Raw genomic sequence first — 16,236 nt, 5'->3', positions numbered from 1 at the left:
CAGTTCAATTCGGAAAGCAATCAAAATTAGCATGAGAGCAACCAAATTGCTAGTGAAAGCAACCAAATCTTAAAATAGCAAGTTTACTTGGAGTGAGACAACGATGAATACGAGGTTTCATACCTATAAATGGTTGTATGAAATGAACTTTATCCTAAGTAAATACTCTACTTATTTGGAGAAAGCATTTTCTAATTAGCTTTACTAAATATTGCGTAGTGAATCTGATCAATTTAAAGCTCTGATAACAGTAGACGCAAAATTAGCAAGCAATTCCCATGGATTTTCGCTGCTGGGAGGCAACTCCAGTGGAGACCAACAGGATGTTGGTCACGAAGGCGTTGCCACACCATGTGGCGTTTTTAGCCTTTGTTCCTCTGTGTGAGCAAAATGAGACTTCTCAGGCGTGGCGGTGAAGGCTCATCGCTCACCCCACGGAAAGCGTCCGCCCAGCAGCGGAAATCCCAGCAGACACTCATTTTCAACCCACTACCACGCATTATCCCTATTATGTGCGACATTCCATTCAACGTTCCCACTTGCCATATCGGTTAGAGACAGGCGCTTTGCTTTTTAGTGTTTTGACTGATTCTAAGTTCATTTGTAGTAAGTTCTTTTTTAGTAGCGAATGTGAATATACTATTATAAAACAGACTTAACTCGGGTGGGAGGATTGTTTGGAGCTTATTCTAATTAAATCATCAAAACATTTAAGTTTATTTGAGAAAGAATGGTCTACTATTTTAGAGGTAAATCAAAACAAAAACCCATTTATTGAATTTAAATTTGTGTATAATTGGTGGAAGTTTCTTGGTGAAAATGAAGGAGTAGAGATATATGCAGTAAAAGAACATAATCGAATAATTGCATTTTTCCCGTTCCAATTGAAAAAAACATTATTTGGCTATGTCGTCCATTTTTTAGCTTGTAAAGATGCAACTCATATGGATTTCATTGTACGAAAGGGAGACGTGAATCGAGTCATCATGTTTGTTTTCGATGCAATTATTAATCAAAAAAAGAGTGCTGTTTTTCAATTAGATGGGTTAGTTGAAAGCTGTGGTACTCCTGAGAAATTATCCAACTATTTACAAGCAAGAAATATGAAGGAACAATATACACGAATTGCAGCTACATCAAATGATTCAACTGATTACATGAGAAAAACGATATTTTCTACCAATACGATAAGAGCAAAAACCTATCGTAACTTTTTATGGAAGAAAGAAGCAATTATTAAGAAGAAAAAACAAGTTAAAGATGCTCGGTCTTTTTCAGAAGGTTAACCAAAATGACGGGTATTTTCACGTGCATGGTTTACGTCTCTTTGTCTCTGCATTCCTACGAGAAAATGTCGCTCTAGCGGCAACACGGTGAAATTTATTTTCTAAATAAATACGAAGGAAGGGCATCCGCCTTCGTATTATTTTACTCCGCATTTACGCTTTAGTTGAACAATCTCTGCATCTTCATTTCGTTTGCCAATTAATAAATCTCTTAGTATTTGGGAGCCTAACATGCTATATACTGTTCCATTCCCTCCATAACCTAATAAGTAGTAGTGATTTGCTTTAGTCGGATGCTCTCCTATAAACGGTAGATTATCAACTGACTCTCCGAATGTTGCTGCATAAGCATAGTCAATCTCCAACTCATAATGTGGAAATAATTTTTGGGTTTGTTTTAATAAATTTTCAGCTCGGCTTTGAATGAGTTCTTCTGAGTCGGGTGCTTCCGGTTTATCTTCATCTAGTCCACCAACAATTAATCTATTATCCACCGTGGAACGAATGTATAGATAGGGACGTTTCGTTTCCCATATCATCACTTGTTTGTACCAGTCATTGAAGTTAGTAATAGGATTGCTGACAAATACATAAGAGCGATTAATATCTGCACCTACTCTATGCCCAATAGGAACTGTTTCATAACCTGTAGTAAAAATGATGTTATTAGCATAGAATGGTTTTTCTGAAGTTTGAATATGTAACGTTTCGTTGTTTGTAACTACATCTTCCACATCTACATAAGGAAATAAATGCACTCCTTTTTCCTCTAGTTTTTGTAACAACCTTTGGACAAACTTTAATGGATTGATTTCTGCATCTCCATATGTGAGGAGTGCCCCCGGTTTTGAAAACGGAAATTTATGAGCCAATTCATTTGGATCCAAATAACCACATGGTAACCCATGATTTTTCAAAATAGCGTATTCTGCTTTTATCTTTTCTACGTCATTTTCATCACTTGCGTAACAAATACTAGGTTTACGAATGAAATCCGTATCTATATGTAGTCGATTAACTATTCTTTCCATATCATCTATTGCATCGTAACAAAGTTGATAAAAACGGACCGCTTCTCGTTCACCCATTTGGTCAATCAATTCATGCAGCATAATATCATTTGAATACTGTAGTAAACCGGTATTTGCACTTGTGCTACCAGAGCCCATGTCCCGTTTATCTAGTATCGCAACTGACATTCCTGCCTCTACTAAAGCCAGTGCTGTTAAAGCACCGGACATGCCAGCACCGACAATTACTACGTCATATAGATTAAGCTTTTCAAACGTAGTTTTTGGTGTAAAGGGAGCAGTTGTTGTAGGCCAATAAAGCGCACCACTATGTATATTCATTTACTATTCCTCCTCGTATATATTTCTACTTATATACCCATATTCTATTGATTCAACACGCACATGTTATACTAGTGTTTAATCAATGAAAAAGGATGTTGAATATGAACCAAGATAAACCACATGTACTAGTAATAGATGGAATGGCATTATTATTTCGCTCGTTTTTTGCAACAGCGATGTCTGGCAACTATTTCAAAAACGATAAAGGGATTCCGACGAATGCAGTACAAGGATTTGCACGCCATGTACTTGCTGCACAAAATTTAATGCAACCGACGCATATGGCGGTTTGTTGGGATAAAGGAATGCACACATTTAGAAATGAACTATATGATGGATATAAAGCAAACCGACCAAAACCTGCAGAAGAACTTATTCCTCAATTTGATATGGCACAAGATTTGTCCGAGCATTTAGGGTGGATGAACTTTGGTATTGTAGGAATGGAAGCAGACGATACGATCGCTTCTATTACACATAAATGGCAAGATGATGCGAAGTTCACGATTGTCAGTGGAGACAAAGATTTATTGCAGTTATTGCACCCATCAACGGAAATTGCTTTTACGAAAAAAGGATTTACGATTTATGATGTATACAATGAAGCACGATTTTTAGAGGAATACGGTATTTCTCCATTATTATTCCCTGATGTAAAAGCATTTATGGGAGATACGAGTGACGGATATGCTGGAGTCAAAGGAATTGGTCCAAAAACGGCATTGCAACTAGTGCAAACGTATGGAACAGTGGAAGAAGTAATTGATTCTCTTCATTTATTAAAAGCAGGGCAGCGCACGAAAATTGAAACAGATTTAGAAATGCTGAAATTATCAAAAGAACTTGCAACGATTAGACGTGACGTCCCAATAGAAGCAGAACTAGATCATTTGCTTGTACAAAACATCTCGTCTTCGAAATTCGATTATTTGTATGAGCATGGATATACGATATTAGCGAGACAGCTTCAAAACTAATAGGATGATGTTGGCGTAATTTGTATAAAAGTTAAAATCGATGCATTTTGGGCATACGACACTTTACGAATTTTGCTTTCTCGATTTCTACCTCCATTATCATGAATGATTAGGAAGAGTTCATCGTTTTCCATTTCATATCCGATAAGTGGAACCCAGTGGTAAGCGAAGTTTGATTTTTTATTCCACTGAAACGAAAAGTATTTATCAAATTTGAGTGCTACTGGGCGACCATTTTTCAGTTCGTGTAGAGCAGTCTGAAGAGAGCATTTTTTAATTTGCCAATATGGACCTAGTATTTTGCGCATATTGCGAATAAATCGATGGGTAAATAATCCGATACGAGTACTTCCCAATTTGCTGTAAAGGTCATTTGCTTGAAAAGAGCTATTTGGCAATAAATAATTTAATAGAACGTATGCAGTAACTGGGCCGCAAGCAGAAGAACGATAAGTCGAATGAATAGACGAATCATATTGAGAGATACCTTTGATCGGCAATTGTGTTTTCATCATGTAACCTCCTTGTAAAGAAAAGTTTTTCCTAATTCGTTAGGAAGAACTTTTTTTATTGCTTGCTTAAGTATAAATTAAATCATACTTTGCATAAGTTGCAACTATCAAAGCAATCGAAAAAAAGTTATCAAACTATTAAGATTAAACTATAATTACATTATCTTTAGAATCTACATGTTCTTTGAAAAGGGGAGAATTACTTGATTCGATTATTGCAACAGCAGGACTTGGAAGAAGCAGCAAACATTGCTGCCTTTGCGTATCCAGGTATGAACATCCAAACATCCGAGAAAAAAACAGAATTTGTAGGTCGTTTAAAGAAAGAGCTAGAAGAACAAAATGGTATTCAATATTTTGGATATTTTAATGAGAAAGAACAACTTCTAGGTATGTATCGACAGCATGATTTTGAATGTAATATAAATGGTACATTTCAGCGTATTTTTGGAATTGGGATGGTTGCTGTGCATCTTCTTCATAAAAAAGAGAAAATTGCATTTGAACTTCTTTCTCATTTCCATGACTTTGCTAGACAGCAAAATGTCAGCCTCGTATCTCTATACCCATTTAATCCAAGTTTTTATCGAAAGATGGGCTATGGTTATGGACCGATGAAATATGAATTTAAAATTAAACCGAATGCTCTTATTGCAAATGGAGAAAAAGGATTGGTTAAGTTTTTGTCTCCACAAGATGAGGAGGCGATCGTTTCCCTCTATAACGATTACGCTCAGAAAAATCATGGAATGATAAAAAGAACGTGGACCGAGCGACAACGGATTAAAAATGGGGTGACAAATTATGTTGGTGTGATAGAAAATGAGCAACTAGTAGGTGCTTTAGCATTTACATTAGAATCTGTACAAGATAGCCACTTTTTACATCAACATATGATCGTGCATGAGTGGATATGGACAAAACCAGATGCCTATAAACAACTAGCTTCTTGGTTACATTCGCAACAGGATCAAGTAGATCGAATTATTTTTCGTACAAATGACCAATCATTTGTGCATGCACTGACCAACCCATTGAATGATTCGAATCACCTTATTCCAAGTGTATATCATGAAGTGGCAACTACTGGAACAGGACTGATGTATCGAATAACAAATATTATAGATTTTATTCACGAAATGAATTTTCAACCACTTAGAAAACCGGATGAATATACAAGAATAGTACTAGAAATAGAAGACACATTCTTACCAAAACAAAACGGTTTATACGAAGTCATTTATAATGATAATTTGTGGAGTGCTACTAAATTATCGAATTCTACGGAAAAAGAAAATATTAAAATAGGCATTCCTGATATCAGTTCTTGGTGGATGGGATGTGTTTCTATAGAAGCACTTTATAATTATGGGACGGTTTCTATAAATAATGTAGATACCAAAATATTAGACGATTGGTTTAAGCCGAATCGAAGTCCTATTTGTTTCACATCGTATTAAATGAAATAAGGGGTGGTAGGAAATGATTACTTTTAAAACGATGGACCATGTCACATTTAAAGAATCACATGAACTTTTTACAAATGGATTCGAAGGATATTATATACCGATGAAAATGTCATTGGACACTTTTGTTGCTCGTTTTGGTAATGAAAATCTTTCGCCTGCATTATCGATTATTATGTTTGACGAAGGTAACCCGATTGGATTTGTATTACAAGGTATTCGAGAAGTGGATGGTCAGAAAATAGCTTGGAATGGTGGAACAGGGATCATTCCAAAGTATAGGGGAAAAAAACTCGGTTGTTTGTTGATAGAAAAAGCTCTCACTATATTGAAACAGCAAGATGTAGAGATTGCTACATTAGAAGCTTTGTCCATTAATCAGCCAGCTATTAAACTATACGAAAAAGTTGGCTACAAAGTAATAGATACACTTCACTTTTTAGAGGCAGATGGAGAGCTCTTTTTTGATGAAAAAGTTGCAAAGGAATTTTCAATACAAAGAGTTCCTGCTATACAAGCGGCAGATGTAGGAATTTTTCCTGCCGTCGTTCCGTGGCAAGTTGATCCTTCTATAACTCCTAGAGTAGCGGGCGAAGCAGTTATTGCAATGAAGGGGAATGAAATACTCGCTGCTTGTATAGTAAGAACAAAGCAACAATTCGGCTTCGAAGCGGAAGGTGTCTCTTTATTTCAAGTTACAGTTAAGAAAGAAAATGAGGAAGGGGATCGTGCACTCCATGCTGTTCTACAGGAAGGCTTGCTTTTTCAACACTCCCTTAAAAGAACGACTTATAATTTAATGGATCATTCCCAAAAAACGCTTCCTTTTTTACAAAGGAATGGGTTTAGAAATACAGACATTGCGCAAGTATTTATGGTGAAGGAATTATAGAGGAAGAAAATAATAAAAGACTGTTCTATTATAGAACAGTCTTTTTCGAATTAATTTTGAGCATCCAAAAACTCAGTAACTTGTTCAGGAGATTTCGCATTAGCACTGTGTAAGTGCGCTTTTTTCTCTCCATTTTGATAAATAAGAAGGCTTGGGATACCCATTACTTCGTATTTATCTGCGATTTCTGGTAATTCATCACGATTCACTTCGTACCATGTATATTGGTTATACTTTTCAATGATTGGATCGATGAACATTTCCATACGACGGCAATCTGGGCACCAGCCAGCTTCGAATTTTACTAGTACTTCATTGTCACCAGAAATGATTTCATTGAATTGTTCTGCAGTTGTAATTTTGTTCATATTAAATACCTCCTATGATTTGTTTCCAGTTTACACTGTTTCAGAAAGAGTAGAAAGAAAATTGCTCGTATTAATTCATTTTATTATTGCGAAAATTTAAAAATTGTTCTAAACTAATAGATATAGAGATTGGTTCTATTTTTTTTACTTATAAAATGAATGAGTATTCATTCAAAAATGAAGGGGAGGCTTTTGCACGTGACATTTCAAATTAAAAAAGCAGCGGTTCTTGGCTCAGGGGTAATGGGATCGGGAATTGCAGCTCACTTAGCAAATATCGGTATACCGACATTACTATTAGATATCGTACCAAAAGAAGTGAGTAAAGAAGAGGAAGCACAAGGGTTAACTTTAGAGCATCCGGCAATTCGTAACAAATTTGCTCAAACTGCATTGCAAAAACTGTTGAAGCAAAAACCTGCTCCACTTACTTCTACTAAAAATGTCCAACTAATTACTGCAGGAAACTTTGAAGATGATTTAGAGAAATTAAAAGAGGTCGACTGGATCATTGAAGTAGTAGTGGAAAATTTAGACGTGAAAAAAAGTTTATATGAAAAAATAGATGCAGTACGAAAAGCTGGGACAATCGTCAGTTCCAATACGTCAGGTATTAGCATTAATGAAATGGTGGAAGGACGATCGGAAGATTTTGCTAAGCATTTTCTTGGGACGCATTTCTTTAATCCTCCACGTTATTTAAAGCTGTTAGAAGTAATACCTGCCAACACGACCGATGTAGAAGTAGTACAGTATATGAAGCAATTCGGGGAAGATATTTTAGGAAAAGGGGTTGTTTTAGCAAAAGATACCCCTAACTTTATCGCCAATCGAATAGGGACTTATGGCCTGCTTATCACACTTCGGGAAATGCAGGCACGTGGATATTCTATAGGAGAAGTGGATTCGGTTACTGGTCCACTAATCGGGCGACCAAAATCTGCGACGTTCCGCACATTAGATGTAGTCGGATTAGATACGTTTGCACATGTTGCTAAAAACGTATATGACCTAACGACTGGCGAAGAACAGAAAGTGTTTGAAGTTCAAGCATTTATGCATAAAATGCTTGAAAACAAATGGCTTGGTGCAAAAACAGGTCAAGGTTTCTTCTTAAAAGAAGGAAAAGAAATTAAAGAATTAAATCCGGAAACACTTGAATACGAGCCTGTCAAAAAGCTTAAAACACCGTCGATGGAAATGGCAAAACAGCAAAAAGGATTAGCGGCAAAAGTGAAAACGCTAACATACGCAAAAGACCGTACTGGAGAACTGCTTTGGAGTATCTTAAGTCCAACTCTTTTATATACCGCGGCACTTCACGGAGAAATTGCGGACGATATCGTATCTATTGACCAGGCGATGAAATGGGGCTTCGGCTGGCAGCAAGGACCATTTGAAATATGGGATGCAATTGGTGTAAAAGAGTCAGTTGAAAAGATGAAAGCAGAAGCAAAGGAAATTCCTGTATTCGTACAGTCGCTTTTAGATAAAGGATTCGAATCATTTTATAAAGAAGAAAATGGAGATCTTTATTACTTCGATGGAAATGACTACACGATCGTTTCTTTCAATGAAAAAGTAATCGATCTGAAACGTTATAAGAAAAAACATGGAGTCGTTAAATCCAATTCTGGAGCTAGTTTAATAGATTTAGGAGATGGAATTGCTTTACTTGAATTCCATTCTAAATCGAATGCAATAGGACTCGACATCATTCAAATGATTAACTTTGCAATTGAGGAAGTGGAAAAAAACTTTAAAGGCCTTGTCATTGGAAACCAAGGGAAAAACTTTAGTGTTGGTGCAAACCTTGGCATGATTTTAATGGAAGCACAAGACGATAATCTATTTGAATTAGACTTTGTCATTCGAAGCTTCCAAAACGCAATGATGAAAATTAAATATGCTTCTAAACCGGTAGTCGTTGCACCATTTGGAATGACATTAGGTGGCGGGGCGGAAACTTGTTTACCAGCAGCTTATATTCAAGCGACGACAGAAACCTATATGGGACTAGTAGAAGTTGGTGTTGGTCTAATACCAGGTGGTGGCGGTAACAAAGAGTTATATATGAAGCATTTAAGAGGACTTCCAAAAGGCGTTCAAGTGGACTATCAATACGTTGCTAATAAAGTATTTGAAACAATTGCAATGGCAAAGGTTTCAACATCTGGAGAAGAAGCGCTTGAAAATAACTTCTTAAACTTTGCAGACGGAATTAGCGTGAATGCGGATCATCAATTGTATGATGCCAAACAAGTGGCACTTCATCTTGCAAATGCTGGTTACAAAGCTCCTTTACGAGAAAAAGTTCCGGTAACAGGATCTCCTGGATATGCAACATTACTTTTAGGTGCTGAAGGTATGTTCTTATCGGGCTATATTAGTGAACACGATTTAAAAATTGCGAAAAAGCTTGCTTACGTGATTGCTGGTGGGGAAGTTCCATACGGTACTTTAGTGGATGAGCAATACTTACTTAATCTGGAGCGAGAGGCATTTTTAAGTTTAGTTGCCGATCCAAAATCGCAAGCAAGAATGCAACATATGTTAGTGAAAGGTAAGCCATTACGCAACTAATTGTGCGTAGGTGATAAAGGAGGAAAACTCATGCGTGAAGCAGTTATCGTAGCAGGTGCCAGAACACCGGTTGGTAAGGCGAAAAAAGGATCCCTCGCAACTGTTCGTCCAGATGATTTTGGAGCATTAGTTGTAAGAGAAACGTTAAAAAGAGCGGGCGGTTATGATGGACCGATCGATGATTTAATATTAGGCTGTGCCATGCCAGAAGCAGAACAAGGGATGAATGTCGCTCGTAATATTGGAGCTTTGGCAGGACTTTCTGATTCAACACCAGCTATTACAGTGAATCGTTTTTGCTCATCAGGTTTGCAATCCATTGCTTATGCAGCAGAGCGCATTATGCTAGGGCATTCAGAAGCAATTATTGCAGGTGGAGTAGAATCGATGAGTATGGTGCCAATGATGGGAAATACAATTCGACCAAATGCACACTTAGCAGAAACCGCTCCACAGTACTATATGGGGATGGGTCACACGGCTGAACAAGTAGCAAATAAATACGGCGTGAGCAGGCAAGACCAAGATGCCTTTGCCGTTCGTTCACATGAACTAGCTGCAGCTGCAATTGCTGCTAGAAAGTTTAATGATGAAATTGTTCCGGTAGAAGTAGTGAAACATTTTGCAGATGAAAATAATAAAGCTGGGGAGAAAAAGTTTTTATTTGAAATGGATGAAGGTGTTCGAGTTGGTACGTCCATCGATACACTTGCAAAATTGCGTCCCGCATTTAATGTACGCGGCTCAGTAACAGCAGGTAATGCATCGCAAACTTCAGACGGGGCGGGTGCAGTACTTGTCATGGATCGTGAAGTTGCAGAAGCACAAGGATTAAAACCGATCGCTAAATTCCGTTCGTTTGCAGTAGGAGGAGTTGCACCAGATGTAATGGGGATTGGTCCGATTGTAGCTGTTCCAAAGGCATTGAAACTTGCAGGATTATCTATCGAAGACATCGACGTTTGGGAGATAAATGAAGCATTCGCTTCTCAATCCATCCAAGTCGTACGTCACTTAGGTATTGATCTCGATAAAGTAAATGTAAACGGTGGAGCAATCGCACTTGGTCATCCACTAGGGGCAACTGGAACCATTTTAACATTGAAAATGATGAGCGAGCTTAAACGTCAAGGGAAACAATTTGGGGTTGTTACAATGTGTATTGGCGGAGGAATGGGAGCAGCAGGCGTTTTTGAACTTTTGTAATTCTAAAAATAGGGGGAAATGAACATGGCGGAAGTAAAGGAAGTTATTAAAGGTGGAAGCTTTTTAGTAGAAGATATAGATGCAAGTCGTATATTTACACCAGAGGATTTTACGGATGAGCAAAAAATGATTGCGAAAACAGCAGAAGATTATGTAACAAATGAAGTAGTACCTGTAGTAGAAAAACTGGAAAATCATGAGTTCGAGCATTCGGTTCGATTACTTAAATCTGCTGGAGATCTTGGCTTACTTGCAGCGGATATTCCAGAAGAGTATGGCGGAATTGCCTTGGATAAAATTTCTTCCGCATTAATTGCGGAGAAATTATCTGTAGCAGGTGGTTTTTCAATTACACACGGCGCTCATGTAGGGATCGGAACATTACCAATCGTCCTTTTTGGTAATGAAGAACAAAAACAAAAATACTTACCAAGCTCTGCTTCTGGAGATAAAATATTTGCTTATGCACTAACTGAACCGGGTTCAGGATCGGATGCATTAGGTGCAAAAACTACGGCGAAGTTAAATGTAGAAGGCACACACTATATTTTAAATGGGGAAAAACAATGGATCACAAATGCAGGTTTTGCGGATGTATTTGTTGTTTACGCAAAAATAGATGGAGATAAATTCTCAGCATTTATCGTAGAAAAAACATTCCCGGGTGTTTCTGTTGGAGCAGAAGAAAAGAAAATGGGGATTAAATCATCCTCCACTCGTACACTCATTTTACAAGATGCACAAGTGCCGGTAGAAAATTTACTAGGTGAAATTGGTCGCGGTCATGTCATTGCGTTCAATATTTTAAATATTGGCCGTTACAAATTGGGAGTTGGAACTGTTGGAGGTTCAAAACGTGCATTAGAATTAGCAATTTCTTATTCTAATCAGCGTCAACAATTTAAAACGCCTATTTCCTCCTTTAATTTGACGAAACAAAAATTAGCGACTATGGCGTCCAAATTGTATGCAACAGAAAGCTTAATCTATCGTACAGTTGGTTATTTTGAAGAGCGTATGAGCCAATTAAGCGAGGCAGAACAAAAAGACGGAAAAGCAATTGCTGCATCGATAGCAGAATATGCAATTGAGTGTTCTATTAATAAAGTAGTAGGCTCAGAAGTATTAGATTACATCGCAGATGAAGCGGTTCAGTTACATGGTGGATATGGCTTTATGCAAGAATATGAAGTAGAGCGAATTTATCGTGACTCTCGTATTAACCGTATTTTCGAAGGAACAAATGAAATTAACCGACTAATCGTTCCAGGTACTTTCTTGAAAAAAGCAATGAAAGGTGAATTGCCACTACTTCAAAAAGCACAAAGTCTGCAAGAAGAGTTACTGATGATGATGCCAGAAGAAGTAAGTGATGCGCCACTAGCACAAGAAAAAGTATTAGTAGCAAATGCGAAGAAAATCGGTCTACTTGCTGCGGGTCTTGCCGCACAACGTTTCGGTACAAAATTAGAAGCAGAACAAGAAGTACTTGTGAACATTGCTAATATCGCCAACAACTTATTCGCGATGGAATCCGCAGTATTACGTACAGAAAAAGCAATTGGTCGTGACGGAGTCAAAAAAGCAAACCAAAAATTGCTTTACACACAAATTTTCTGTCAAGAAGCATTCGAAGAAATAGAAAAGGATGCGAAAGAAACGCTCATCGCATATGTAGAAGGTGATACATTACGCATGATGCTTTCTGCTCTTCGTAAACTAACACGCTATACACCTTACAATGTCATTACTAAAAAACGGGAAGCATCCGTTAAATTGATTGATGCGGAGAAATATATCGTATAATTATTCAATAACTCACCATAAAAATACGGAGAACCGATGTGCGGTTCTCCGTATTTTTTGATATGATAAAAAGAAAAAAGGTGAGAAGTAAATGACAATTCAATTTTTCGGTTATCCTAAATGTAGTTCGTGTAATAAAGCAAGCAAATGGTTAAAAAACCATGAGGTGGAGTTTGTTCAACATCATATTGTGGAAACACCTCCTTCTAAAGAACTTATAAAAGAAATGCTTACGGCAAGTGGCTTGGAATTAAAGAAATTTTTTAATACGAGTGGAACGAAATATCGAGAGTTACAATTGAAGGAAAAACTACCAAATATGACAGAAGAAGAACAAATTGAAATGCTAGTATCGGATGGGATGCTTGTGAAAAGACCACTTGTTTTTGATGGTAAGCATTTAACGCTCGGTTTTAAAGAAGAAGAGTTTGAACATATTTGGACAAACAATTAAAGTAGCTTGTTTTTGCTATAAAAATATGTGAATATTATAAGTGAATGTATAACTTATTTGAGAGGGGTATAATAATGAGCACACCAAAAGAATTGAAGTATTCAGAAGAACATGAATGGGTAAAAACAGAAGGTGGTAATGCACGTATCGGTATTACTCATTTTGCACAATCTGAACTAGGAGATATCGTGTTTGTTGAGCTTCCACAAGTGGGAGACGATATTAAAGCAGGAGATCCATTTGGTAGTGTAGAATCAGTAAAAACTGTTTCAGAACTTTATGCTCCTATTAGTGGGAAAGTGGTTGAAGTAAATAGTGAGCTAGAAGATAGCCCTGAATTTGTAAACGAATCTCCGTATGAAAATGCATGGATGATCGTTGTAGAACCATCAGATGCTTTAGAAATCGATGGTTTATTAACTGCTGAGCAATATGACGAATTAATTTCAGAATAATAATGAAAACGCCGGTTAATTGTCGGCGTTTTTTTCATATACTGAGTTAACGATGATAATTAGGGAGAGAAGCTAATTGGCTAATGTTTTTAGTGAAAAAGTAATTCTCGTCGAAGGAAGGTCGGATAAGCTACAGCTTTTACGACTTCTTGATGAATCCCCAGAAATTATTTGCACGAATGGAACAATCTCCAATGTAAAGCTAGAAGAAATTTTAAGTCCTTATGATGATTTACCGATTTATGCTTTTTTAGATGCCGATAAATCAGGGGAACAAATACGTTCCATCGTCCGAAAAGAGTATCCTGAAGCAATTCATTTATACACGAATCCGATGTATTGCGAAGTTGCCAACACCCCTTTCAAAGTTTTGGCTTCTATACTGAAACGTGTTAATATTAAGGTGAAAAAAGAATTTTTACTTTAGGATGATGTATTGTGAATGAATGGACGCGTGAACAGTGGGAGCACTATAAAAATGACAGTCAGCTTTCGCTATTCTATCTCTATACACCGATGTGCGGAACTTGCATGGTAGCAAGTAAGATGATGCAAGTGATCAACGAATTAGTGCCGAATTCAGTAGGCCAAGCAAATATAAATTATTTAGAAAACTTAGCAATGGAATATGAAATTGAAAGTGTCCCATGCCTATTAATTGCCAAACAGGGGCATGTATACAAAAAAATATACGCATTTCAATCTGTTCCTTTTCTGTTAGAAACAATAAAAAGTATTGACGATCAATTAGTGATATGATAATATACGATTTACTGAGCTTTACCAATTAAATAGTGTCACTCTTATTAAGAGAGGTGGAGGGAAGTGCCCGACGAAGCCCGGCAACCGTCATGTAAATGAAATGGTGCCAAATCACGCAAAGCGAATGCTTTGGGAAATGAGAGAATGGATAAGTTTTATTTAGACTGAAAACTTACTTCCCTTCTGCTCTCTCGCAGAAGGGATTTTTTACTTTATTGAGCAGGATTGAATAACTGCTGAATAAAGTAGAACCCACTGGCGGATGCTAAAGAGTTTGAATGGAGTGTTAGTTAGCCTGATGTTAGCCTAAATTATCGCATCCATGCGATAGCGGTTAAATGACCCACATCAGGCAAGTCTAGGTTCCAATCAAAATCATGGTGCAATTACTCCGGGGCGTAATTGATTAGGAAGGTGTGAGATTTACATGATAAGTTTAAAAGATGTTTCGAAAAAGTTTAAAACGAAACAAGGTACGATAATTGCTGTTGATGATGTAAATCTTGACATAAAGCAAGGCGAAATTTTCGGCATTATTGGATATAGTGGTGCTGGAAAAAGTACAATGATCCGTTTACTCAATGGATTAGAGAAACCGACTGCAGGACAGATAATCGTAAATGGGAAAGAAATTACTTCTATAAATGAAGAAAAGCTTCGTCAAGTGAGACACAAAGTAAGCATGATTTTCCAACATTTTAACCTATTATGGTCCCGAACAGTTGCAGAAAACATTGCATTCCCACTTGAAATTGCGGGAATTCCAAAGGAACAGCGAAAAGCCCGCGTGAATGAATTGATAGAACTTGTTGGGCTAGAAGGAAGAGGGAATTATTATCCTTCTCAACTATCCGGTGGACAGAAACAACGCGTAGGTATTGCGCGTGCATTAGCGAATCGACCAGAGGTATTACTGTGTGATGAGGCGACATCTGCACTAGATCCAGAAACAACAGATTCAATTTTGGATTTATTAGTTAGTATTAATGAGAAGCTTGGGTTAACGATTGTATTAATTACACACGAGATGCAAGTTATTCAAAAAATTTGTAACCGGGTAGCCGTAATGGAAGGTGGTCAAGTTGTAGAAGAAGGAGACGTACTGAAAGTTTTCCAAAATCCACAACAACCGATTACACAAAAATTTGTGTCACAAGTGTCTGAATCAGCACAAGCGGTACAAACCATCCAAAACTTAGTGGAGTTATATCCACATGGCAAGTTAATCAAACTCACTTTTGTTGGGGACCAAACAGAACAGCCGATACTTTCTAGATTGATCAAACAATTCGAACTAGAAGTCAATATTGTGCAAGGAAATATATCGCACACCAAGAGCGGTGCGTTCGGTACACTAATCCTTCAATTAGATGGAGACGCGTTAGCAATAGATGAGGCAATTCGATTTATACATGAGCAAAAAGTAAGTACAGAGGTGATCAACAATGATTAATACGCTTTTTCCGAATGTTGATTGGCCTAAAATGTGGGAAGCAGCACTGGAAACATTATATATGACCGCAATTTCCACGGTATTAACTGCAATTTTTGGTTTAGCACTCGGTCTTTTACTGTTCTTAACAAGTCCACACCAAGCTTGGGCTAATAAGCTAGCGAACTGGTTAACAGGGGCATTTGTAAATATATTCCGGTCTATTCCTTTTATTATTTTGATCATTTTATTAATTCCTTTAACGAAATTTTTAGTTGGTACAATGCGTGGACCAGATGCTGCGTTTCCTGCACTTGTCATAGGAGCGGCACCTTTTTATGCGCGTATGGTATTAATTGGTTTACGAGAAATTGATAAAGGTGTTTTAGAAGCGGCAAGATCAATGGGGGCCAAAACTTCTACTATTATATGGAAGGTTTTACTTCCTGAATCGATGCCCGCTTTAGTTTCTGGGATTACAGTAACTTGTATTTCGCTCGTTGGATATACGGCGATGGCGGGAATAATTGGTGCCGGCGGTTTAGGGACACTCGCTTTTCTAGATGGATTCCAACGAAGTAGAGAAGATGTCACATTAGTTGCAACGATATTAATATTAGTCCTTGTATTTATCATTCAATGGATTGGCGATATTATTACAACGAGAATAGACAAGCGTTAG

General features: G+C 37.4%; 16 protein-coding genes and 1 riboswitch. Of the genes, 13 read left to right on the top strand and 3 right to left on the bottom strand.

Translation table 11 applies throughout. The features are described 5' to 3' along the window. Positions 1 to 677 precede the first annotated feature (677 nt). Positions 678 to 1,286, top strand: a complete 609-nt coding sequence (locus tag FG383_RS15975; protein ID WP_142608391.1) for a GNAT family N-acetyltransferase — start codon at positions 678 to 680, stop codon at positions 1,284 to 1,286. Positions 1,287 to 1,423: 137 nt separating this feature from the next. On the opposite strand, the gene FG383_RS15970 is transcribed toward FG383_RS15975, so the two are convergent. Continuing rightward, positions 1,424 to 2,638, bottom strand: coding sequence for an NAD(P)/FAD-dependent oxidoreductase (locus FG383_RS15970; protein ID WP_142608390.1), 1,215 nt, complete (start codon positions 2,636 to 2,638; stop codon positions 1,424 to 1,426). 104 nt (positions 2,639 to 2,742) lie between these two features. Here FG383_RS15970 and FG383_RS15965 point away from each other — a divergent pair, with 104 nt between their 5' ends. Beyond that, positions 2,743 to 3,618 carry a 5'-3' exonuclease gene (locus FG383_RS15965; protein ID WP_142608389.1) on the top strand — a complete coding sequence of 292 codons (876 nt, stop codon included), beginning with the start codon at positions 2,743 to 2,745 and terminating at the stop codon, positions 3,616 to 3,618. Here FG383_RS15965 and FG383_RS15960 read toward each other — a convergent pair. Continuing rightward, positions 3,615 to 4,133, bottom strand: a complete 519-nt coding sequence (locus tag FG383_RS15960) for a C39 family peptidase (protein ID WP_342782152.1) — start codon at positions 4,131 to 4,133, stop codon at positions 3,615 to 3,617. The genes FG383_RS15965 and FG383_RS15960 overlap by 4 nt on opposite strands. Positions 4,134 to 4,333: 200 nt before the next feature. On the opposite strand from FG383_RS15960, the gene FG383_RS15955 reads away from it, so the two are divergent. Continuing rightward, positions 4,334 to 5,590: a GNAT family N-acetyltransferase gene (locus FG383_RS15955; RefSeq protein ID WP_142608388.1), complete on the top strand. Its 1,257-nt coding sequence runs from the start codon at positions 4,334 to 4,336 to the stop codon at positions 5,588 to 5,590. A 22-nt stretch (positions 5,591 to 5,612) separates the two neighbouring features. Then, the gene (locus FG383_RS15950; RefSeq protein ID WP_142608387.1) at positions 5,613 to 6,488 is read left to right on the top strand and encodes a GNAT family N-acetyltransferase; all 876 of its coding nucleotides are present in this window, start codon (positions 5,613 to 5,615) and stop codon (positions 6,486 to 6,488) included. A 50-nt stretch (positions 6,489 to 6,538) separates the two neighbouring features. Here FG383_RS15950 and FG383_RS15945 read toward each other — a convergent pair whose 3' ends face one another. Next, positions 6,539 to 6,856: a thioredoxin family protein gene (locus FG383_RS15945; protein ID WP_142608386.1), complete on the bottom strand. Its 318-nt coding sequence runs from the start codon at positions 6,854 to 6,856 to the stop codon at positions 6,539 to 6,541. A gap of 177 nt (positions 6,857 to 7,033) precedes the next feature. Here FG383_RS15945 and FG383_RS15940 point away from each other — a divergent pair, with 177 nt between their 5' ends. The 9 genes from FG383_RS15940 to FG383_RS15900 all read left to right on the top strand — a co-directional run bounded on the left by FG383_RS15940 (position 7,034) and on the right by FG383_RS15900 (position 16,236). After that, positions 7,034 to 9,439 (top strand): 3-hydroxyacyl-CoA dehydrogenase/enoyl-CoA hydratase family protein, encoded by a 2,406-nt coding sequence (locus tag FG383_RS15940; protein ID WP_185907976.1) that lies wholly within the window; start codon positions 7,034 to 7,036, stop codon positions 9,437 to 9,439. Between the two features lie 30 nt (positions 9,440 to 9,469). Beyond that, positions 9,470 to 10,645, top strand: coding sequence for an acetyl-CoA C-acetyltransferase (locus FG383_RS15935; protein ID WP_142608384.1), 1,176 nt, complete (start codon positions 9,470 to 9,472; stop codon positions 10,643 to 10,645). A gap of 24 nt (positions 10,646 to 10,669) precedes the next feature. Further along, positions 10,670 to 12,451 carry an acyl-CoA dehydrogenase family protein gene (locus FG383_RS15930; RefSeq protein WP_142608383.1) on the top strand — a complete coding sequence of 594 codons (1,782 nt, stop codon included), beginning with the start codon at positions 10,670 to 10,672 and terminating at the stop codon, positions 12,449 to 12,451. A 91-nt stretch (positions 12,452 to 12,542) separates the two neighbouring features. After that, positions 12,543 to 12,905, top strand: coding sequence for an arsenate reductase family protein (locus tag FG383_RS15925; RefSeq protein WP_142608382.1), 363 nt, complete (start codon positions 12,543 to 12,545; stop codon positions 12,903 to 12,905). Between the two features lie 74 nt (positions 12,906 to 12,979). After that, positions 12,980 to 13,360 (top strand): glycine cleavage system protein GcvH, encoded by a 381-nt coding sequence (gene gcvH / locus FG383_RS15920; protein WP_142608381.1) that lies wholly within the window; start codon positions 12,980 to 12,982, stop codon positions 13,358 to 13,360. Between the two features lie 76 nt (positions 13,361 to 13,436). Then, positions 13,437 to 13,787 (top strand): toprim domain-containing protein, encoded by a 351-nt coding sequence (locus FG383_RS15915; RefSeq protein ID WP_093269848.1) that lies wholly within the window; start codon positions 13,437 to 13,439, stop codon positions 13,785 to 13,787. Between the two features lie 11 nt (positions 13,788 to 13,798). Further along, complete coding sequence (locus FG383_RS15910) at positions 13,799 to 14,119, top strand: thioredoxin family protein (protein ID WP_142608380.1); 321 nt, start codon at positions 13,799 to 13,801, stop codon at positions 14,117 to 14,119. A gap of 41 nt (positions 14,120 to 14,160) precedes the next feature. Beyond that, positions 14,161 to 14,265: riboswitch (SAM riboswitch) on the top strand. A 284-nt stretch (positions 14,266 to 14,549) separates the two neighbouring features. Continuing rightward, positions 14,550 to 15,575, top strand: a complete 1,026-nt coding sequence (locus FG383_RS15905; protein ID WP_142608379.1) for a methionine ABC transporter ATP-binding protein — start codon at positions 14,550 to 14,552, stop codon at positions 15,573 to 15,575. Beyond that, on the top strand, positions 15,568 to 16,236 hold the full coding sequence (locus FG383_RS15900) for a methionine ABC transporter permease (RefSeq protein ID WP_142608378.1): 669 nt from the start codon (positions 15,568 to 15,570) through the stop codon (positions 16,234 to 16,236). The genes FG383_RS15905 and FG383_RS15900 overlap by 8 nt, the downstream gene beginning before the upstream one ends.

Source organism: Psychrobacillus soli, from assembly GCF_006861775.1.
In the GTDB taxonomy this organism is placed as follows: Bacteria; Bacillota; Bacilli; order Bacillales_A; family Planococcaceae; genus Psychrobacillus; species Psychrobacillus soli.
Note: the sequence above shows the minus strand (reverse complement) of the source record. Positions and strands in the feature narration are given on the sequence as shown.

What these genes read in the sequence shown, in the direction of transcription:
- FG383_RS15970 (WP_142608390.1), bottom strand. Translation starts at nt 2,638, where the DNA reads ATGAATATACATAGTGGTGCGCTTTATTGGCCTACAACAACTGCTCCC.
- FG383_RS15965 (WP_142608389.1), top strand. Translation starts at nt 2,743, where the DNA reads ATGAACCAAGATAAACCACATGTACTAGTAATAGATGGAATGGCATTA.
- FG383_RS15960 (WP_342782152.1), bottom strand. Translation starts at nt 4,133, where the DNA reads ATGATGAAAACACAATTGCCGATCAAAGGTATCTCTCAATATGATTCG.
- FG383_RS15950 (WP_142608387.1), top strand. Translation starts at nt 5,613, where the DNA reads ATGATTACTTTTAAAACGATGGACCATGTCACATTTAAAGAATCACAT.
- FG383_RS15945 (WP_142608386.1), bottom strand. Translation starts at nt 6,856, where the DNA reads ATGAACAAAATTACAACTGCAGAACAATTCAATGAAATCATTTCTGGT.
- FG383_RS15940 (WP_185907976.1), top strand. Translation starts at nt 7,034, where the DNA reads ATGAAGGGGAGGCTTTTGCACGTGACATTTCAAATTAAAAAAGCAGCG.
- FG383_RS15935 (WP_142608384.1), top strand. Translation starts at nt 9,470, where the DNA reads ATGCGTGAAGCAGTTATCGTAGCAGGTGCCAGAACACCGGTTGGTAAG.
- FG383_RS15930 (WP_142608383.1), top strand. Translation starts at nt 10,670, where the DNA reads ATGGCGGAAGTAAAGGAAGTTATTAAAGGTGGAAGCTTTTTAGTAGAA.
- FG383_RS15925 (WP_142608382.1), top strand. Translation starts at nt 12,543, where the DNA reads ATGACAATTCAATTTTTCGGTTATCCTAAATGTAGTTCGTGTAATAAA.
- gcvH (WP_142608381.1), top strand. Translation starts at nt 12,980, where the DNA reads ATGAGCACACCAAAAGAATTGAAGTATTCAGAAGAACATGAATGGGTA.
- FG383_RS15905 (WP_142608379.1), top strand. Translation starts at nt 14,550, where the DNA reads ATGATAAGTTTAAAAGATGTTTCGAAAAAGTTTAAAACGAAACAAGGT.
- FG383_RS15900 (WP_142608378.1), top strand. Translation starts at nt 15,568, where the DNA reads ATGATTAATACGCTTTTTCCGAATGTTGATTGGCCTAAAATGTGGGAA.